This window comes from Brucella sp. NBRC 12950 (assembly GCF_030268145.1).
In the GTDB taxonomy this organism is placed as follows: Bacteria; Pseudomonadota; Alphaproteobacteria; order Rhizobiales; family Rhizobiaceae; genus Brucella.
In genome coordinates this window covers 71,405-90,403 of sequence record NZ_BSQC01000018.1, presented here as the reverse complement: position 1 = coordinate 90,403, position 18,999 = coordinate 71,405, and the positions used below count along the sequence as shown (strand labels likewise).

The following is an 18,999-nucleotide window of genomic DNA, read 5'->3' as shown; positions in this document are numbered from 1 at the left end:
AGCAATTTTGCCCAACTCTTATGGTTGATTATTAACGTCAGCGGGCTACCAGAAGAGTGAGAGACGGCAAGGATATCGCTCGTCTAAGTGTAATTGTTTGAACGCGGTTATGCACCTTTCGTCAGCGTGCCGCTAGCCTTTCGGACTGTCATGCAAGCAAGCCGCACTCACGATATGAGCCTGGTGCCAGCGCTTGATGTATCGGTGCAGTATCATGGCTCTGATGAGGTTGGCTCTAGCTGACCATGCTTCAACGCGCTTGCACGGTGCTCTATGAGTGGTGCGCCAACAACGCGGATGTCTTGTTCAATCATGGGAAAGTAGCTCTCACCGTGGATCGGTGGGCTAATCGTTTCTTCTCGAGGCGTTTGAGGCCGTGCTTGCGGCGTTGGAATCGTCATTCCGCGTTGCCCTGAAACAGTTTTGCGCAGTGCCCGTCGACCGGCAACGAGATCAACATAGCGCGACCAATTGCAACGTTTAAAGTTAACATCGCTTTGATAGTTGAAAGCAGTCGGCAGCTCCGTGTAAGCGCGTCCTGATGTCACCGATACCATAGTCGTGGTTTCATGATTGCGATCGCGCAGAGTGTAAAGTTCGACATTGTCGGTTTCACATATAAACCGGCACTGCGCAATAGCTGCGTCATTGCCGCCTTGCTGGTCAAATTGTGAATGAGGGGCGGGGACGTAGTAACCGTCCGTGAGGCGGACGCAATAAAGCGGTGGCCGCCGTGATGTCTTGTTTATCGGCTGACTGGCACGCATCGCAGTTTGATTGCTCGTCGTCCGAGAGCTACTAATCCGTCCTTTTTCGACAAGTGCTGAAGCTTTCTTGCCCTTCTCTTTGGGAACCGTAGGCTTGCGCGTCGAACTGCAGGGCAGTGAGGGGCGCAAAGTGTTAAGGGTTTGCTGCGTTTGGGCAATGCGCAGAGCGATATCCCGACAAGCGTTGAAGAGTCCGTTCTGAGCGTCTCCAACTGAACATTTTCGCGCTCGCTGAATACCGTACAGAGCGGCCAGCTGACGATTTGCTACTTGAGCCTCCAGGTTGGGCACCGGGCGGTCTCTCTCTGAGCGACACTGCGCAAAGGCGGGGACGACGGTGAACAGTATTTCGGCAGCTGCGATGATTACTAGCGTCGTTGTGAACCTGTGCATGGCACAGCCTCCATTAAAATAAATATACCTAAAACAAATTTAGACATCAGGCCTTTGGCCATGGTAAATCTAACTGGAAAATTCTAAGCCAAACCGGTGATTTAAGATTATCAGTATAAATATCCCTATGATTTATCTTAAGCAAAAATTAGACTATTATTAATTTAGATAGCAAGTTTCATTTATATATAGTTTCTTAAAAAATATAAAACAATTACGATAATATATCGATATCCAATAGAATAACACTATTAAAGTTACAAATATATAAAAAAATGAATGCTCATCTTTTTGGGAAGATTTCATTTCGATATTTAGAGAAGGAAATATTCAAATTAAATTGTACTAATATAGCAAATATGTCTTTTGCCGGCAGTCCCGAAGAGCGGGATAAGTCTGCAGGCAGTCAAATGGCTCAACCAACTTAAAGTCCGGGGGCAAACGTTGAAAGAAACGTTTTGCAGAATGCGCAGTCGGACAGTCGCTGGGTGAGAAATAAACCAAAACAATGACATAGGTTGGCCAACATTAACCGCGCAGCGCTGAGGAAAGGTGTTCGAAATGATGCAATGGATAAATTACGTGGAGTATCATGAACGGATTTTACCTGTGGAGCCGCTGTTCGGGCTAGCTTTCAGATCTGCGCTCGTTTGTGTTGCGAATGGGCGAATTTCCCCAGCTAACTTCATAGCGCGACTGCAACATAATCCAGTTGGCGGTCCCGAATTTCCGGTCCCTGATATTTTTTCTCCGTCTTACGTGCCGATCGTTATGGTGCCCGGGGACGGAGTGAGTTTTGAAGGTGTGTTTAAACGAAGTGTTGAATTCATAACGCCAAATAATGAATTGTACTTTAATTATAATAATTCATACCAATACTTTGATGTCATAAATGGAGACGTACGACTGAATATTATCAATGGACCTATTGCATTTAATTTTAGACATCCTCTTGACGTTGCGACGCGGTATTTTGGTGGCTCAATCGACGCAGCAGGAAGAAAAGGCGAATACAAGTCAATCAACATTATTGAACAGGTTGCTTCTGACGAGAATTTTCGGTGGGGGGTGGGAGCGCGGCCATATACGGGCGCCGAAATTGCTCAGAGACTGGCTGCAAGAGAACGAAAGCCGGTTGCTTTTCATGTCGGTGAAACAGACTATGTCAGTTACCAGGATGCGCTGTGTGCTCGGGAAGCTGCAAGATCAGACGCGCGCACGGATCTGCCTTCTGCGGCCGGAATGCGCAGAACCAATCCTTTTGAACCAGTTGAATTCAAGATTAATGGTCCTCGAGATTCGGTCGCAGGGGTAGAGTACTATCCCGAAATTCGAAATCTCTTCTTATAAACCTGCAAAGGATAAAGTTATTGAATGTGAAATGGATCCAGTCGTGTGTGCAGCGGGTTTTCTTTGAGGTAGCGCTAAAGAACCAGCGGAAAAATTAATCTAAGTGGGGTTCGACTAGCTAGCGTCGTTGGAAAAAGCGAAGAGACAATTTCGGTGGGTTAGAATAGTTGCCATTCATACGATCTCAATCGGATCAGTCCTGAGGCGAACGGGATCGGTCATAAATGCCGCCGGACCAAATTCAGTTTAGCGCAGTCAGGCTGATGGCTCGGGTTGTTTGATATCTTCATCGTGAACCAGGCTTGTCTTTGAGGTTTCGGGCATTCGAAGTATTGCAAGCAGCACAAAAATCGGAATGACTGCCATGTAAATTGCGGGAGAAAGTTTATTGCCGCTTTTCGCCACAAGCCAAATGCTTATTAACGGTGTTGTTCCTCCGAATATCGCGAATGCGAGATTGTAGCTGATTGCGGAAGCGGTGAAGCGGCTGCGCGTTGGGAAAAGCTCTATTAACGTAACACCGACTGCACCCCAATAGACGCCAAAAGTCAACGCAAGAAGAACTTGTCCTACGATCGCCGAGAAGAGAGTAGCGTGCCCTAGTATCATAAATGCCGGGACGAGAATGACAAAACTTCCGATCAGGCCGAGCAATAAAATGGGCTTTCGACCATATTTATCTGAGAGCCAGCCTCCACCACTCATTGACAGGAAGGATACAAACAGCGCAACGCAGTTTGATATTAGTGCGGTATTTTGATCCAATTCTACGGTCGTGGTAAGATAGGTCACGAAATAGCCCGACAATGTATAAAAGCTGAGGCTCGAAAATGCTGCCAGTGCAAAACTGAGTATCATTTTGGAGCGATGCTTGTTGACCGCGGTAAGAATTGGATATCTGGTCAAGCGCTTGGCGGCGTTCGTGGCCTCGAATGCCGGTGACTCTTCCACCTTGCTTCTGATGTAAAGGCCGATGAGTGCAATTGGTCCCCCTATGATAAAAGGGATTCGCCATCCCCAGATTATGTAAACTTCTGGGCGAAGAGAATTTGTCAGAATAAGGATGAGGACTGCTGCAAAAACCGGAGAGAGGGCTCCAAATGCATGCGTAAAAGCCACACAAAACCCTCTCCTTTCTGATGCTACATGCTCGGCAACGAAAGAGTTGGAGCCGACAGCTTCGCCAGCGGCGGACAAGCCTTGTAGAAGTCTGCAGATCGAAAGACAGATAGGGGCGGCCAAGCCAATGTTCGCGTAACTGGGCAGAAGTCCGATTATAAAAGTGGCAGCACCCATGGACAGAATAACAAACGATAATGCGATGCGACGCCCAAATCGGTCACCTAAACCTCCGAAGATGACGCCGCCAAAGGGACGCATAAGAAAGCCGACTGCATAAACTGCAAAGGTCGCGAGAAGAGATGTGAAGCGGTCCCCCGGCGGGAAGAAAAATTTTTGCAATGACGGGAGCTGAATACGCGTAAATAGCGAAATCATACCACTCGACAAACTGTCCGAGGGCCGCTGAAATGAGGACGCGCCGGATTTTGTAGGATTGACTAGCTGGGCTACGCAAGATCTTCGCCTCCTGTAATTTGTGCGGAAGAATGAGTGGGTGGAGTTTGGCGCTTAAGCCTCCGCTGACACTTACGCTGCTTCAATCGTCCAGTTCAAAAAACCATATTTTTACAGATAATTAGTCTACTAAAGCCGAGTGAAATTGGTAAAAATCCGGTCAGGTCGAATTGGCAAAGGCCCATTTGCCGAGAGCGGTCATGTCACGGACGAAACGCTCATTCACCAACTCCTGCGATGCCATGACAAGGTCGCCAAGCAAATAGGCTTTGTCCGCCTCGCGCAGCCCTGCTTTAACCACCAGGTCACCCAGCTGGTTCTTCTCGTGAGTGTCGCAAAAGCGACTTGCTTTACTGATCATAACTAGTCCACTTTTGGCTGTGTTTTCTATTTCAGTCCGTGACAGCACGCCGATTTGTGTTGGAGTTAAGTCGTTCCGCAAGTTCCTTGAAGGCTGGTTTGAGATCGTACAAAGGCATATCCGAGAGGCCAACAGCGATTGCCAGCTCGCCGATCTTTTGTGCCTCTAAGATCAGAGCAGCTTGTGGTTCCTCGTTGAGACTGCGAATTTCGGCCTTAATCAGCGCGACAGACTTTTTGGTTTTTGACCTAGCCATTTTCAATGATCCCCGTTTCAACCGATCGAAGCCTGGATTTTAAAGAAAAACATTTCAGTGTTCATTCCCTAGGAATTGGCGGAAAGTTTCAGGAAGAGACACGTTTAGCCGGAGACAACCCGCGGAAAATAAAAGAACGCATTAGGGTTGGCGATGGGGGTCAATCTGTGCAAGGCGAGTGGGGCTAAGGGAACTGGGCGAGAGGTCATTGCATGACTTTCCTGCTGGACAAATGCCCTTTGACCACCGGGGAACACACGGTTTTCTGCACATCTGCTCATACTGCGATGGACTTGTCAGAACGGAAAATCGGAACTGTAGCCGACTGCTTTCGAGATGCTGGATGACTAAGGTAGCTGCGTCCGCCCAGCAAAAACTCCGCAAAAACTAACAGTAAATCTGAAGGCGGCCAGCCTGGGGTCAACTTTTCGGTGCGATGTGGTGCTACGACGGCGATTCAGTTATGTATCTTTGACGCTATTTAGTCTTTCGGGAGTTTTAGAATGTTCAATGTTAGAAAATGGTCATTCCAAGTTGCATTCTTTCTGGGCTTGGCTTGTCTGCCACTTTCACAAGCAACAGCTACATCATCGAACTCTGCAGATTTGTCTGCCAACGAACGAACGGAGTTGCAGCGCTCGGCAGGAATTGTGTGCGAAGGCGAAGGAAAAGACGCGTGTACTGCTGGCAATATCGAGAGCGGCGACTATTACAATGTGACAATCTATGGAAACTGTGCCGTTGCGGCTTATTTTGGTCGGATTGGAGATGAGGCTGCTTCTTTGAGAAAAGATGTGGCAGTAACTGGCACTGACGGGAAAACAGAAGGGGTGCTGGCATCAAAGCAGCTTGTATGTATTAAAGCAGCCGCCCAGGTGAATGCCACTGACAAAGAATATTATGTTGTTGCTCTCCCTATGGACCATGGTGCCGAATGCAAAGGCGAGGAGCTTTGCAAGGAGCCAAAGGCGCTTTCGGGTGATTTTAAAAAGACGATGGCGGGTTGCAAGCGAGATAGTCATAATGGTTATCGCGGCTGTCCCGAAGGCTGGGTGTTTGCGAGCGAGATGGAAGCCTATTCCAACGGATTGCCACAACAGTAATAGCTGGAGGTTGTCCACCAGACAAATTGACCATTAACCGGCAGTCGTATCGAAGTCTGATCTATCGCCTCTCGACAATAGATCAGACTCCTGTCTTTTCGCGCCTAATTCGTCTGATCTAATTTATGGAATAGCGTATTATGCGCATGCCAGCTTATTCGCTGCAGTTGGTTACGGCTCGGCAAGTGGCGAGCGCAGAAGGAATAATTCGGGTGTTCCGCTGGCTGGACATTGCCTTTCTCTCATAGTGTTAGCGACCAGCAATGGCGAGTTGCCACTACATACATGCAGCAAAGCCTATCAGAGTAAGAGCCATGGGTGCGCACTTTTTTGCGCATTCCGTGGTACTATGTTCGCCAGAAGCGGCGCAGACCATTCTGGCGGAAGGGACTGCATTCTCCGCTGAAGCGAGCTGAACTGACGATAGACAGATTCCACCGATAATGGACGTAACAACAAACAAATTACGCATTAAGAAATCCTCTCGTGTATCCCGTTGCCTGCCCATAATCTCCTCAATGTGAACCTTGTTCAATTCCAACATGTAGCCCCTGCATTTTACGGTGGTTGGGATCGGCAATTCCTGAGAAGGTTAGTTACGGACTTGTCAGCAATCAAAACGAAATTCCTCTGGCGTGATTTATTAAAGGCATAAATTGCGTGGCAATGAGGTGCCAGAGTGCAGCGATCGAAAAACGGATTGATCCTTGCTGGCCTGATGTCCGATATTCGGGAAACAGTGATGCTTCAAGTAGCCTCTTTGTGCCGATGTCTGCGACTGTTTCCGGGTGGGAAAAGGGCACCTATTGCCATTGTGCAAGCGCCTGCAAGCCATCCGTGTTTTCTCAAATGCGATGAGCCAACCTGCGCACTCGGTGTAGCGGTGCTGGCGCGCGTGGTTTATCTTACGACGGAGCTGCAAACCGAATTCAAAGTGATGGATAGTTATGATTGGTTTCAATCGAGCCGTCACTAGGTTGATGATGGATCCCAACGGTGAGTTACAACATGACAAATTGGGGTCGTTTGCGGGAGGGGGGCGAAATCCTACGCTAAGGCTTTGGCCATCGATATTCGCCGGTGAGATTGATGTGTTCCCATCCGAGCGGCGAGACATGGGCCAGCAGATCGGGCGATAGGGACTTTCCATCTCGTTTCTGGCTCGCGCCTCCGGCACTCGGGATGATCAGCCAGGTCTTGCGCTTGTCTAAAATCCTTGCGCGCCGGCGATGGCCTTTTGGTCTGGAAGCTCGATCGCCTTGGGCGGTCGCTCGCCCATCTCGTCAACACCGTAAAGGATTTGTCAGAACGCAAGATTGGCCTGCGTGTGCTGCCAGGAAAAGGCGCTGAGATCGACACCACGACCGCATCCGGCCGCATGGTGTTCGGTATTTTTGCCACCTTAGCCGAGTTCGAGCGTGACCTGATCCGGGAACGCACCATGGCTGGCCTCGCCGCCGCAAGAGCGCGTTGACGCCAAGGAGGGCGGAACTTCGCTCTCACTAAAGCGCAGGTGCGTCTGGCCCAGGCATCAATGGCTCAGCGCGACACCTCTGCTTCCGAGCTGTGCAAGGAGTTGGGGATCGAGCGCGTTACCCTCTATCGCTACCTCGGCCCGAAGGGCGAACTCAGAGATTATGGAAATCGCGTACTTGGTTTAGCGTAGAACTTCACGGTTCCCATAAACGGGCTGGATGAAGACGCACCGCGCCATGCCCACTTCGGATGATTGTCAGGGAACAGCGAAAGGCCTATATCTACTAAAGCAGTGCAGCCAGTCCGATACCCAGGCGACCAGCCTGACGCCTAGCGTTGAGACGCGATTTGCGTAGGACAAGACTAACCCGTCCGGCACTGTTTCAAGCCAAACATTGATAACTTTTTGGAGGATGAGATGATCTCAGCCGGATATTGCCGACTTATGTCCCGTTATAACACTTGGCAAAATGCCTCGTTGGTAACGGCCGCCGATGAGCTCACAAACGAGGAACGCTGGAAGGATCGCGGTGCATTCTTTCAGTCGATCGCAGCGACATTGAACCACCTCTATTGGGCTGATGCCCTGATATTGGAACGTCTGAAGGGGAATGGGCGGCCAGAGGAAGCCATCAAGCACTCTCTTACAAGTCCGTCGAATTGGGCTGACTTTAAGGCTCTCCGTCTGCATAGGAACAAAGAAATCGAAGAATGGGCTGCGAGATTGTGCGACGACGACTTGGGCGGGATGATTGTCTGGTACCCTGGGGATGGTTCCACCCGAATCGAGAAGCCAAAAGCGCTCTGTGCCATGCAGCTTTTCAACCATCAGACACACCATCGGGGCCAGGTCCACGCGATGCTGACCGCTGCGGGCGCAAAACCGGAGCCGACTGATCTTCAGATGCTGGAATACTGAGCGAGGTGCGCTCTTAAGCGGACCGGTGCGGGTTGGTTCAGAGGGTGCGGAAACCCTTAGCGTAGGATTTCGCCCCCTCCCGCAAACGACCCCTAATTGGATAAATTGATGAAACTGAGGGATATTTTCAGAGGGCGCCGTATTACATAGAAGAAAGCTTTCGAGGTTGGTTCCCGACGTGGACGCGGCAATGAAACGAAGAGTTTCTCCCCAGAATGCAGGGCGAACCGATGATTAGGGCGGTGGAATTTCCGAGATGGCCCTGGTATTAATTGGATCTCATCCCTTTTGCGCGACGTCAAAGACAAGCTATTACGATCCCAATAATGAGATAAACGCTACTACAACGGGTCAACGGCTACGTTCCAGGCTTGATGAAGCTGCTTGGTTGTCGATGGAAACCGATTTGATGTGTGATTTCCTAGCGAGTAGGTTCGTCTCTATTAGGGTGATTGACGAAGGAACCCCCGACTAAGTGCCGATGAGGTTATTTCTTGTATGGATTGGGCTCTATCATGCTATCGGCTTCAGCGTTCCCTGTGCGAGGCGCACTTTGTTCAACCGAATGTCCCGGCGCTTTGATTAGTTTCTCATAGGTTTCAAAGCTAATAAGAACGCAGATGAGGCGGTGATTGCGTGTGACGATGACGTCGTCTGTCTTAGCCAGTTCGGCATGTTTTCTAAAATCTCTTGAAATCTCACGTACATCTACCGTGTAGACCATGGTGTTCGCCTCCTTCACAAGAACCGCTTATAGTTTTCCCGCGTTGCTGGATGACGCTTAGAGGATGAGGCGCGATCTAATGTTCTGGCTCTGCGTCGAACGTGCGCGGAAGTAAGATGGTAGGTTCTATATAGGGCGACTAGCAAGCCCAAGAATGAGGGTAAAAAACATGTGGAAAGTAGCAAACATGTGGCAATCTGTAGTGTGTTCTCACAAGGCGTCTGAACTGGCGGGCAACAGTGCGCGTTCGGTCGAACTTATCTGCGAATATTTCTTTGAGCGAAACGCTCTAAGGCTGAAGACTATACAGGGCTTAGCGATTGCCAGGGTCCTGTTTTGGTCAGTTCCAAGGCGGCTCGCTTGGTTATCCCAAAGAAGCCTGAATTCGCAATTACCGTATTGAGTCCCAAACGCCTGGGTCACGGCCGCAATTTTAGCGAAGAGGACAGATGTTCGACGCAAACAGATCTCATATCCGCAGCAGCACTCCTCGAGGCTGAAGCTGCCCGAAAGAGTTCACGATAGACGCTGGCGAAAATGTTGTTGCCGGCCAGCGATGCCGGCACTCGAGGAATGTAGGGTTCACTTATTCCCGTCAACATTTTAGCTGTTCCATTGTCGCTCGCGCAATCCCAGGCACCAGTTTTGGCTTGAGTGAAACTGCCGAGGAAGCCGTAACAGCGTTGAGCACGCCCACGCTCAGTCTTTCATTGTCGATATTTATTGCATCAGTATAGGCAGTTGAGCAGTCAATCCATAACGCAGCGAGGATCGTTAATCAAAAATAGTAACCGTTTAATAAAGGAAAGTATGTCCAATTATACCAGAAGTAAAATATAGGTAGCTAAGAATTGTGATTTTATATAAAATGAAAATATGTTCTAATAAAGATGTACTTAAAGAAGTATTATTTAAGTACGATTTAAATCGATCGTTTCTATATTTTTATTTCTATCCCAAGGAGAATTAAAATGAAACACGAAAAAAATGTATTTATCTCGTCTCCTCGTTTTACTGTTGAGCGCACTACGCCGAAGCCAGCTGGAACTGACGACCAAGGCATGCGCCGCGACAGCTAATATTTCTATAAAGAGCCGCTTAAAGCGGCTCTTTTTTTCCCGGGTATTTTATGATTACGATTTCAGTTTCAAATAAAAGAAGCAGTGCCGATAAATGGACCGAGACAAGCCATGGGTGGTCTCTCAAAGAAGATTATATTAATGTCGTAAATGACAAATTCCTGCATCGCCGCATGATAGCGCTGAAGGATGAAACGCTTTTTGTAGTGGCTGAGAGAAACATATCCTTACCACAGAGCAATTTATCGAATGTTTCCAAATATATTGTGGAGTTCGCGTCGCTTTTGGAGGGGGATGGTGTTTTAATCCATCTAGAAAATCACGGTCGTTTAACAGTGATCAGGACCTCGCATGCGACCGTTCCCATCTACGTGTCTGGCGAAAATTACCGTTTTACCGCCTGCTGGGATTTTAATGCGCTCGTCGGCCGACGACAATCGCTGACGTTTTCGCGAACGCAGTTGCGTCGTTTTATCCAATTTGGGCCAGAACTCTCTCAAGAGACGATTGCATTGAACGTGGCGCAGCTAATGCCGGGGCAAAAGGCGGAGTGGACACTGGGGAGTGACCAAATTGAATTCACGACTTGCACACCTGTTAATTTTTATGAGGAGTCTCCTCTGGCGGTCGGGGCCACTCTAACGTCAACTTTCCTGGATCTGATTAAAGCGTCAAGTGTGGAGTTGCTCAAACATGCCTCGGTTCCAACTGTTGAATTGAGCGGGGGCATGGATTCTTCATGTGTTGCGATTGCATTGCGATACACCCACGGTTCTTGGCACTCCTATGGGTTGATCCATCGTGGAAACGCGGGAGATCAGCAGCTAGCGCGACGTCGTGAACTTATTGATCAACTCAAGACTGCAGATACGCGTGTTCATTCGACGGTTTGCAAACCCTTTACCCGTCTTGAAAACCCGCCATTAGCAGGGGATTTTGTCATTAGCCCTTATGATGAACTGTACTGGGATGGCATTGTCGAAGCATTTTATTCGATGCCCAATGGCAAACCCGACGTGGTATTTACGGGGATCGGAGGAGACGAGTTAACGATCACGACGTTATTTGACGACGAAACAGCTCCGCAGAAGTGTTGTCCAAATGCACTGCAATCGCTATTTTTCCAGAATACTCCACCAGTGGCAGTGGCCCCCCAAACCTTTGTGAGCCAAAGCGCACTCGCTTCGGCTTTCGTTCGTGCTCGAATTTTTCTTACCCATGATATATGGCCAAAGAATCCGCTGATAGATCCCGCTGTGGTTAGGTTCTGCCAAATCGTGCCACCTGAACACAAGCGGCACCGCTTGTTGAATAGATTAACGATCGCGAAAGCAGGGCTCAGTGACTACTTTGTTAATCCTCGGTTCAAAGAGAATTTCAGCAGAGTTTTCATGGATGATTTTCTAGACTTCCGAAGCGACATTTTTTTCTGCGAAAGCTTACTTCACGCCGAGATGATTGCAAATTCCGCTCTGCTTATGAATGCTATAAGGGATATTCAAAATGGGTCAGAAGCCAAGATTTCACTCTATGTGATCATCAACGCCGTTCGCCTCGAATACATACTCCGATACTACTCAGATCGGTTTTCTATCAAATTTGTCGACTGAGAATGCTGGTGATGGAAAGGTACGATCAGATATCGGGCCTTCGCCAGATCTTTCGTGGCTTGGCAAGCAAAAGTACCAAACTATCAATTCTTTACGCAACGCTATCGGCAACGCTTTCGACCTCTTTGCTAACAACTCAGCCCTTCTTGCTGGGAGAGGCGATTGCAAGTGCCAAGCTTTCGATTTCTGCTGCCGCCTTTTGGGCGGGACTTTATATAGGGGTTGGGTTGCTAGCGGGCGCTGCGAATGGAACCTCGTCCTATTTCACCCTCAAGTCGCGCGAAGAGATTGGCAACGACATTGCGCGCGCTACACTGCTGGCAACACTGGCTGAACCGATCGACGCTGCCAACAGGACCGAGGCCGACTTACTTCATTTGTTTAACAAAGCAAAGGAAGGGTGCCACGCCCTAATTGCGGATTTGTTTTCAATGATCGTTCCCTATTGTCTCGGGCTCCTACTCGCTCTCGGTTTGGTTAGTAGCCGCATCGACATGTTTTGCGGATTTGCCATGGGTTTGATCGCATTTGGGTATTTCGCTTTAAACCGCAGTACTGCGACACGCGAGCTGATATCGGGTCAGCGGTTATATGTGGGCTCTGCGAATGTGGTATCTGACATTGGCCGTGCGCATGAGCTGAAAGAGCTGGTTCGCTGTTTTTCTGCACAGAATTTCGTAACGAAGCTTTTCGAAAGGCACTTGGCTTACAATCGAAGGCGGGTAGCGCGTCACGGGCGACTTTATTTCTGGAAGCAAATCAAGCTTGAGATATTACAGTGGTTTGGGCTAATGGTAGTGATCTTGATCTTCTTTCTCGGCGCCAAGAACGAAAACGATATTGGAAAGATGGGTGGTGTTCTGACGCTCATTCTATCCTATTTTCAAGTCATCGGGCCGATCACGGCACTCTCGCGCGCTGGCGATCGGGTCTCCCAAGCCCTCATCGCAGTCCTTCCTACCGCTGAATTACTCAATCAAAACCATTATCAATCACCACAGATATCACATCCGCCACAATCTCTTGAAAAGCTCGTAGTCGATACTGTGCTCCCTCAGTATGTCGGACGGGGCTTCGGGGCGCCGATTTCAGCGAGGATGAGTGTGGGCGATGTGGTTTTCATCAAAGGACGTAGTGGAATAGGAAAAACCACATTTGCCCGGACTATTGCGGGGATCATATCCCCGCGCTCAGGGAAGATATATATTCTGACGAGGGCCGGACATCGTGTTGAGCGCATCTGCACTGAGATTCTTTATGTTCCACAAACTGACTATGTGTTCGCAGCCTCGATTGTCGATAACATCAGGCTTGGCGAAACCCATGTGAGCGAGGAAGCCGTCCAAAAGGCTCTTGAAGATTTGCAAGTCGATACCGTTTTGAAAGAGCGGAAACTAGGCTTACGTTCGATGATTGGAGATGGCGGGAAAAACTGGTCGGGTGGACAGCGACGACGCATCGCGCTTTGCCGCGCATTAGTCCGGAAGCCGGCGGTTCTCATTCTGGACGAGCCAACCGCAAACCTCGATCCAGAAACAGCCCAACGCGTTCTCGATAGATTTAGAGACCACATGCGTGATGGCATTCTCATTATAATAACGCATGACGCTGATTACGAAACCGCGACGGATAGAATTATCAATATAGGTTTTAAGTAAAAACAAGGTAAATCTCAGATTTCCATGGGCGCGTTTAGCACACTTTGATGATTGATGATCGTTCGCAACGATGAAGGCAATCCACTGTCATTTTAGGGAGTAATATATTGCTTGCGCTAAATTGGACTAGAGGTCAGTGGATGTTGAACCTAAGCTTCTCAGTATAAAAAGGGATAGGTAATACTTGAGGAGACGCTATGGGAAGCGGAGTTCTAAACTTTAATATGACTTGTGATTTTGCGACCCCGAACAAGGATTCATTTGTTGAACTTCATGTAGAGTTTCCACTGACATATATGGAGCTAAGAACGTTGCAAGGTTGGCTGGAAAATAAGGATTGGGACGCTGCCGAGAATTATCTCTCGGAAAAATATCCTGAACATCGCTGCCTATTGAGCGGGTGGCTGGCAGCCTGTAGAAATCGGAGTGAGGCAAGCGATATGGCCAAAGAATTGGCTTCGGTCATATGATGTAAGCGCATGTATCGATTTTTCGTTTTGAAAGACGGAAACTTGGTTTCAGCGGCTGTGTCACGAGCAGTTGCCCTTTTATTCGACGAACTTGCGCCGCTGTTTCCATCGATGGCGATCAGCGGTGGCCTAACCCCGGCTCGTTTTCAATCCATTATCGGCTGCTGTTATGCCATTTTTGCTTGTTCACAGCTGATTTCTCCGCTGCTCATCGCCGCATTCGGACTGTACCGGAGCTGTGCCATTTCCTGTCTTTATATTGGATGTGCCGCAACGGTGATAGCTTGTACACATAACCTCGCTGTATTTATTGTATTTTTCTCGTCAATGTTCGCGGCCAATAGTGTTGGTTCGAATGCCACCAGGGTTGCATTGCATCAGTTAACCGATCCAAACCGATACAAGAGGGTTATTGGATGGGTGCTCGCACTGGTTGAGATCACGCAGATTGCTATCCCATTTCTAATCAGCGCTTTTGCATTCGCATATGGGTGGCGCCTGGCACTTCTCTTTCTTGCAATTCCGGTGGTAACTGTCGGCTGCTACGTCGTTTCCATCGACCGTAGACATTGGGTGAGAAGGGATGTGCCGAGAGCGCGTTCGCCCAAGACCGATTGGCAAGCGCTCTTTGGGATGCCGGTTTTCCTCCGACCAGTACTGCGAGTTGTCGCATACCAGATTGGGTTTAGTGTCCTGGTGGCGCGCTTGCCTTTCATTGTTGAACACCAAGCAAACCTGCATCAAATTGTCGGCGGATTGATCCTGTCGTTGGATAACGCATTCGTAGCGCTCTGTTTAATCGTGGGCGGATGTCTCGCTCCCTCCTACTCGAGCTGTATTCTATCAAGAATCGGCTTGTCTCTCATGGTTATGGGAGTGACTACAATAGGGCTAAATTATTTCTTAGGAATTTACGCTGCGATTGTCGGTATCGGTCTCTTCAATGGCGCATATGGGTTTATAGGAGTGCCGGGCTCAGCGGACGCATTAAATGTGCCCGAGGCGCTACGCGTGAAGGCTTCCGCACTTTTGGGCTTCTTGCAGCCGATGACTGGTGGCCTGTCTGTGGCCATTTTAAGCATGCTCGAGTTACCACTTATCGATAGCGCCTTGGCTGCGGCTCTCCTCTCCACTCTCCTGCTCATTTTGACGATGTTGTTTGATAGCCGAGGCGCTTCGTATCAATGACTTTTTAGGGATTTTCCTTTGCTTTGCTATTGTTCTCGCAGCAGCGGTGGAGTGCGGCGCATTTCGACACTATAGGCAATGCAGAAAACGCATATGATAGCTATTAAAGTGGACAGACATTTGTGAACTCGGTCAGAGCGCCCTATAGCGTATCGTTGCGCCGTTCTTAAACACTTTTGAATTTAAGCAATCCACTGAGGTGATTTTTATGAATAGATTTCCACTTTGTCTTATTCTAGGCCTTTCCGGCATTTTCTCGTTCATTGGCATGGCCTATGCGTCGGGCGAGCGCAAGTTAGTCATTGCGACAGAAGGCTACCTGCGGCCCTATAATTTTACCCGAGCGGACGGAACACTCGACGGATATGAGGTGGAACTTGGAGCATATCTATGCAAACAGATGAGTGTGGAATGTACCTTCGTTGCACAGCCGTTTGAAGGGTTGATCCCTGGCCTATTGGCGGGAAAGTTTGATGCCATTATGGCGGGTCTCACTGCCACATCGAAGCGCCGCGAAGTAATCGATTTCTCGACCCCATATAGTCTGACCCCTCAAGTCTTTGCGGTAATGAAGGGAGGGCGTTACGAAAAACTCCCGTTAACCGGTGAGGCGCTTCAGCTAGCCCAGAACAGATCGATATCGCAAGCCGGTTTAGCCGAGCTTCGAGACGCAATTTCTGGCGCAACCGTTGGGATTGTCAAGGGAACGATTGATGACGCGCTTGTAAAGGAGTACTTCAAAGACGTCGCAGAAGTGCGGGAGTATCGATCAGGTGAGGAGGAGTTGCTTGATCTCAGTACGGGTCGGGTAGATTTGGTTGTCAACTCCCGTGCATTCTTGAATGCAACCTCAAAGTTGCCTGGCTATGAGAAACTCACTATGACCGGGCCGTATTTTCTGGGCGGATTGCTTGGCGGTGGGGTAGGGGTCGGTCTGAGAAAGACGGATCCGGAACTTTTAAACATGTTCAACAACGCCATTCATTCTGCACGAGATCGTGGCGTCATAAAGCGTCTGTCAGCAAAATGGTTCGACTTCGACGTGACGCCTTAGTAGTCCTTTCATTGGTTTAGCTGATGGCATGCATGCGTCGCCAAAGCCAAAGGCAGTGCCCGGTTATGCGTAGTAGCAAAGCCCGAGTAGCGAATTGATCATGAACGATGCGCTCGTCCTGCATGAAATAGCTAAGTTAACGGATCGACCGATCATGCCAACTTTGGTATGGCAGCCGGCAAGTATCGGCGCTTCGATCGAAATGGCATGCTCTGGCAGCATCATTATCTGGTGAGCTTAGTGAATGTCTTTGCTTGCAATGATAATATCCGAGCGGATTAAGAAACGTCCTTTGGAAAGGGATAGCTCTATCTTTCCGGTATCTCGCTTCGCATTTCTGTCAATTAAGATTTGAAATGAGTAATCGCGCTCAGACTTACTGCTTATAATTCCCCGGCAATCGATCGAGATGTTGGTTAACAGTATTCGCCCTGTTGAACCTATTTTTTCTGACGGAACAATAATCCCGCTCTCCAGAAGGTAAACGAAGCAGAGCTGGTTCAACAATATGCCGGACGTTAGAGCGTTAAATATTTTCGACGGCTTATTCGTGTAGGAGCATTGTTCTGTTGGGATAAATTCACCCTCCATTGCCCCACGATTATTCGAGAGTGGAGTAAATTTTACGGCTTTCTTTTCATCGAAAAGCTCGTCTTTATACACGTATCTAATAATATCAATTGTCGACGATGATAAGTTCTTGACAAAACAGACATCATGCATTGATTACTTCCTTCAATCGCTAATCTGTCAATTATCGAAGACTAAAGGAAAATAACGAGCAAGGAATCCACAATTACTTGTTAACACTTTTGAATATTCTCTCATACTTATATCAATTTTGAATTCGTATAAATAGAATACGGAAATATTTCGCTGGGCGTACAATATTTTGCGTATCGCTCGCCCTAGTCGAAGCTCTCGGGCGACGGAACATATACCGCTGAGGAGGCGCCCCAGGCGGCGAATTGATGAAACTTACAGTGCGTATGATGCTTGCGCACTGTAGCAGATCCTGGCCATTGTCGCGGAGCTTGATAAAATTACTGTGTTTGCCACCAGGATAACAACGCGTCGGTTCGCTGAACATCTCCGTGAAAGTACTCTATGAGATGTTGCCTGTTCATTTCCAGTAGGTGACGATAATCGTTTCCGGTGCGTTCTCCATAAATTAGGACTTTTGCGCGCCTCGACAAAAGGGTTTTGACTTCCCTGTTCCAAAACTCATTATACATATCTTCATAATAGTGCTGCCCGCCAAATCCAACGCCGCATTTTTTTTCTATTGCACCACGTGCAGTCTCGAAAAGACTTTTCAAACGGTTTTTTTGGTAGGGTGTATATCTTTTCGATGGAACCCACTCACTGAGTAAATTTCGAAACTGTGGCTCAGGTCCACCCACACCGGCCCCACCGGGCTTGCCTACTGTGGGTTCAGAATATCCGCTCGGCCCGGCTTGAAGCTCATCTTGGCCTATACGTCCTCCAGGGAGCGGATCAACAGAGAACCCGCGAACAGAAGGGGCGGATTGCGTGGGAAAGGGTTCAGAATCAAATCGATCGGAAAATCCACGAATATTCGTGCGCAGAACAGTGCGGTCAGCGGGTTGCAGATCTACTGCGCCAATAATTGGGAGCACGTTTCCCGAATATCCGCGCACCCTTTCGACCGTACTTGCGCCGCCCATCGCGGCATTTCTCGCAGCTCTGCTATCTAACTCCCGATCAACTAAAGCAAGCAACTGCTCTTCCATAGCGATATCTCTTTCCGGTTTAAAAGAACCTACTGCCGATGCTCTCATTAAAGTGTGCGATGAAGCATGATGAGGAGCCGTGTCTCCCGAACCCGAACCCATAATAGGCCTATTGTGTAGCGTACCGCCGGCAGACCTACTCCGGCGCTATACATTCCGGCACAGCATCACGCTGGTGCGTCTTTGAATATAACCGATCTTCTCAACTTAGCCCAGAGTTCGATGGCGATCTGATCGGGTGAACGAGTCACTTTACTATATTAGGGCTCGTATAGAAGAACCCTACCGAAAATTCTCTGTCTTTCAGTGAGTTTTGTCAAATCATCCTAGAGCAATGGTGCTGCGCAGAGAAGCGAGCTCGCTACCCTGTTTGATTTCCAAGTGTCTGTGCGAGGTCAAGATATATTTGCTCCGCGAGTTCGTCGGCGGCGCGGAGCATGGCATTCCTTTGAGCGCTAACAGTTGCAAATTCCTGACGATGGCGATCAAACGATGCAGATACCGATCGGGAGTGTGCAAATAAGATCTTTCCATCCTTATCAAAAACTTCAAAATTGGAAGTAGCATTGGCGATGCCCAAAGAGGCTCTTCCGATCTTATCCGTCTTGTCTCCAATATTCTGCGCCACTGAAGCAAGTTCGGATGTTTTGAGGTTCAGTTGAAGCCTGTAAGCCGCGCTACGCGCTTCACCTGCTCCGCGTCCCAATAGGAAAATTAGGCGATTACGGACTTGCACGGCGAAGATGTCGCTGACTTCATCAATTTTGATCGCCGCCAACTTGGTGCTGAGGTCTGGTCGCGCCGCTCGACCTATCGTCTTGCCTGCGCCTGAGTCGACGGCATAGAGTGGTTTGACAACGCATGCGGACAAGAACAAGGCCATGCAACAGGAAAGAGACCGGAGGAAGCGCCCCGGACCAGGATTGGGTATGTGGTTAGACACGACCTAGGTCTCCATGGGGATTTAACAACAGTTATCATAACTATCTATTTGTCTGTATATTTCGAAATATATATGACTAATACAGTAATCAATTTATTATTATATCGTGTAGCAATGAAGTTGTGGAAAATAGAAGTATATAAAACTACGGCAATAAGTATTGCTTATTCTATAAAATTCCATAAACATACAATTAGAGGTCGTCGATTTTCTTTTGTGCAGAAAGGTAAATTCGTATATTACAAATACGTAAAAACTCAAATTCCAATTGGCTGTGTTTGGAACAAAATCGCTTGAAAATTCCACTGATTCATCGATT

At 48.5% G+C, this 18,999-nt stretch carries 15 protein-coding genes and 2 pseudogenes; 9 read left to right on the top strand and 8 right to left on the bottom strand.

Annotated features, from left to right (window positions below):
- Positions 1-212: 212 nt before the first annotated feature.
- Positions 213-1,160 (bottom strand): DUF2865 domain-containing protein, encoded by a 948-nt coding sequence (locus QSJ70_RS24020; RefSeq protein WP_285540306.1) that lies wholly within the window; start codon positions 1,158-1,160, stop codon positions 213-215.
- Positions 1,161-1,721: 561 nt separating this feature from the next.
- On the opposite strand from QSJ70_RS24020, the gene QSJ70_RS24015 reads away from it, so the two are divergent.
- Positions 1,722-2,510: a hypothetical protein gene (locus QSJ70_RS24015; RefSeq protein WP_285540304.1), complete on the top strand. Its 789-nt coding sequence runs from the start codon at positions 1,722-1,724 to the stop codon at positions 2,508-2,510.
- 255 nt (positions 2,511-2,765) lie between these two features.
- Here the strand turns inward: QSJ70_RS24015 and QSJ70_RS24010 are convergent, their stop codons facing one another.
- The 3 genes from QSJ70_RS24010 to QSJ70_RS24000 all read right to left on the bottom strand — a co-directional run bounded on the left by QSJ70_RS24010 (position 2,766) and on the right by QSJ70_RS24000 (position 4,702).
- Positions 2,766-4,007, bottom strand: coding sequence for an MFS transporter (locus QSJ70_RS24010; protein WP_285540302.1), 1,242 nt, complete (start codon positions 4,005-4,007; stop codon positions 2,766-2,768).
- A gap of 238 nt (positions 4,008-4,245) precedes the next feature.
- Positions 4,246-4,446 (bottom strand): conjugal transfer protein TraD, encoded by a 201-nt coding sequence (locus QSJ70_RS24005; RefSeq protein WP_285540301.1) that lies wholly within the window; start codon positions 4,444-4,446, stop codon positions 4,246-4,248.
- Positions 4,447-4,477: 31 nt separating this feature from the next.
- Positions 4,478-4,702, bottom strand: coding sequence for a TraC family protein (locus tag QSJ70_RS24000; RefSeq protein ID WP_285540300.1), 225 nt, complete (start codon positions 4,700-4,702; stop codon positions 4,478-4,480).
- Positions 4,703-5,205: 503 nt separating this feature from the next.
- Here QSJ70_RS24000 and QSJ70_RS23995 point away from each other — a divergent pair.
- Positions 5,206-5,805, top strand: coding sequence for a hypothetical protein (locus QSJ70_RS23995; protein WP_215779216.1), 600 nt, complete (start codon positions 5,206-5,208; stop codon positions 5,803-5,805).
- Positions 5,806-6,857: 1,052 nt separating this feature from the next.
- On the opposite strand, the pseudogene QSJ70_RS27720 reads toward QSJ70_RS23995, so the two are convergent.
- Positions 6,858-6,953: pseudogene (locus QSJ70_RS27720) on the bottom strand (Tn3 family transposase); the annotation flags it as partial.
- Here QSJ70_RS27720 and QSJ70_RS23990 point away from each other — a divergent pair.
- Both QSJ70_RS23990 and QSJ70_RS23985 read left to right on the top strand, forming a co-directional pair.
- Positions 6,954-7,471 (top strand): annotated as a pseudogene (locus QSJ70_RS23990) (recombinase family protein). It abuts the pseudogene before it with no gap.
- 228 nt (positions 7,472-7,699) lie between these two features.
- The gene (locus QSJ70_RS23985; protein WP_183686835.1) at positions 7,700-8,200 is read left to right on the top strand and encodes a DinB family protein; all 501 of its coding nucleotides are present in this window, start codon (positions 7,700-7,702) and stop codon (positions 8,198-8,200) included.
- A 487-nt stretch (positions 8,201-8,687) separates the two neighbouring features.
- Here the strand turns inward: QSJ70_RS23985 and QSJ70_RS23980 are convergent, their stop codons facing one another.
- Entirely contained in the window at positions 8,688-8,924 is a 237-nt protein-coding gene (locus tag QSJ70_RS23980; RefSeq protein ID WP_215779214.1) for a hypothetical protein, read from the bottom strand.
- 1,129 nt (positions 8,925-10,053) lie between these two features.
- On the opposite strand from QSJ70_RS23980, the gene QSJ70_RS23975 reads away from it, so the two are divergent.
- From QSJ70_RS23975 to QSJ70_RS23955, 5 genes are all read left to right on the top strand, one after another.
- The gene (locus tag QSJ70_RS23975) at positions 10,054-11,613 is read left to right on the top strand and encodes an asparagine synthase (glutamine-hydrolyzing) (RefSeq protein ID WP_285540295.1); all 1,560 of its coding nucleotides are present in this window, start codon (positions 10,054-10,056) and stop codon (positions 11,611-11,613) included.
- Positions 11,614-11,624: 11 nt separating this feature from the next.
- Positions 11,625-13,271, top strand: a complete 1,647-nt coding sequence (locus QSJ70_RS23970) for an ATP-binding cassette domain-containing protein (protein ID WP_215779211.1) — start codon at positions 11,625-11,627, stop codon at positions 13,269-13,271.
- A gap of 197 nt (positions 13,272-13,468) precedes the next feature.
- Positions 13,469-13,741 carry a hypothetical protein gene (locus QSJ70_RS23965; RefSeq protein WP_215779209.1) on the top strand — a complete coding sequence of 91 codons (273 nt, stop codon included), beginning with the start codon at positions 13,469-13,471 and terminating at the stop codon, positions 13,739-13,741.
- 9 nt (positions 13,742-13,750) lie between these two features.
- Complete coding sequence (locus QSJ70_RS23960) at positions 13,751-14,929, top strand: MFS transporter (RefSeq protein WP_285540292.1); 1,179 nt, start codon at positions 13,751-13,753, stop codon at positions 14,927-14,929.
- A gap of 208 nt (positions 14,930-15,137) precedes the next feature.
- A complete protein-coding gene (locus QSJ70_RS23955; protein WP_285540290.1) occupies positions 15,138-15,983 on the top strand; it encodes a transporter substrate-binding domain-containing protein in 846 nt (281 codons plus the stop codon).
- Between the two features lie 1,043 nt (positions 15,984-17,026).
- On the opposite strand, the gene QSJ70_RS23950 is transcribed toward QSJ70_RS23955, so the two are convergent.
- Together QSJ70_RS23950 and lptE are read right to left on the bottom strand one after the other, a co-directional pair.
- A complete protein-coding gene (locus QSJ70_RS23950; protein WP_285540288.1) occupies positions 17,027-17,737 on the bottom strand; it encodes a hypothetical protein in 711 nt (236 codons plus the stop codon).
- A 361-nt stretch (positions 17,738-18,098) separates the two neighbouring features.
- Complete coding sequence (gene lptE, locus QSJ70_RS23945) at positions 18,099-18,620, bottom strand: LPS assembly lipoprotein LptE (protein ID WP_502871720.1); 522 nt, start codon at positions 18,618-18,620, stop codon at positions 18,099-18,101.
- Between the last annotated feature and the right edge of the window lie 379 nt (positions 18,621-18,999).

What these genes read in the sequence shown, in the direction of transcription:
- QSJ70_RS24020 (WP_285540306.1), bottom strand. Translation starts at nt 1,160, where the DNA reads ATGCACAGGTTCACAACGACGCTAGTAATCATCGCAGCTGCCGAAATA.
- QSJ70_RS24015 (WP_285540304.1), top strand. Translation starts at nt 1,722, where the DNA reads ATGATGCAATGGATAAATTACGTGGAGTATCATGAACGGATTTTACCT.
- QSJ70_RS24010 (WP_285540302.1), bottom strand. Translation starts at nt 4,007, where the DNA reads ATGATTTCGCTATTTACGCGTATTCAGCTCCCGTCATTGCAAAAATTT.
- QSJ70_RS24005 (WP_285540301.1), bottom strand. Translation starts at nt 4,446, where the DNA reads ATGATCAGTAAAGCAAGTCGCTTTTGCGACACTCACGAGAAGAACCAG.
- QSJ70_RS24000 (WP_285540300.1), bottom strand. Translation starts at nt 4,702, where the DNA reads ATGGCTAGGTCAAAAACCAAAAAGTCTGTCGCGCTGATTAAGGCCGAA.
- QSJ70_RS23995 (WP_215779216.1), top strand. Translation starts at nt 5,206, where the DNA reads ATGTTCAATGTTAGAAAATGGTCATTCCAAGTTGCATTCTTTCTGGGC.
- QSJ70_RS23985 (WP_183686835.1), top strand. Translation starts at nt 7,700, where the DNA reads ATGATCTCAGCCGGATATTGCCGACTTATGTCCCGTTATAACACTTGG.
- QSJ70_RS23980 (WP_215779214.1), bottom strand. Translation starts at nt 8,924, where the DNA reads ATGGTCTACACGGTAGATGTACGTGAGATTTCAAGAGATTTTAGAAAA.
- QSJ70_RS23975 (WP_285540295.1), top strand. Translation starts at nt 10,054, where the DNA reads ATGATTACGATTTCAGTTTCAAATAAAAGAAGCAGTGCCGATAAATGG.
- QSJ70_RS23970 (WP_215779211.1), top strand. Translation starts at nt 11,625, where the DNA reads ATGGAAAGGTACGATCAGATATCGGGCCTTCGCCAGATCTTTCGTGGC.
- QSJ70_RS23965 (WP_215779209.1), top strand. Translation starts at nt 13,469, where the DNA reads ATGGGAAGCGGAGTTCTAAACTTTAATATGACTTGTGATTTTGCGACC.
- QSJ70_RS23960 (WP_285540292.1), top strand. Translation starts at nt 13,751, where the DNA reads ATGTATCGATTTTTCGTTTTGAAAGACGGAAACTTGGTTTCAGCGGCT.
- QSJ70_RS23955 (WP_285540290.1), top strand. Translation starts at nt 15,138, where the DNA reads ATGAATAGATTTCCACTTTGTCTTATTCTAGGCCTTTCCGGCATTTTC.
- QSJ70_RS23950 (WP_285540288.1), bottom strand. Translation starts at nt 17,737, where the DNA reads ATGGAAGAGCAGTTGCTTGCTTTAGTTGATCGGGAGTTAGATAGCAGA.
- lptE (WP_502871720.1), bottom strand. Translation starts at nt 18,620, where the DNA reads ATGGCCTTGTTCTTGTCCGCATGCGTTGTCAAACCACTCTATGCCGTC.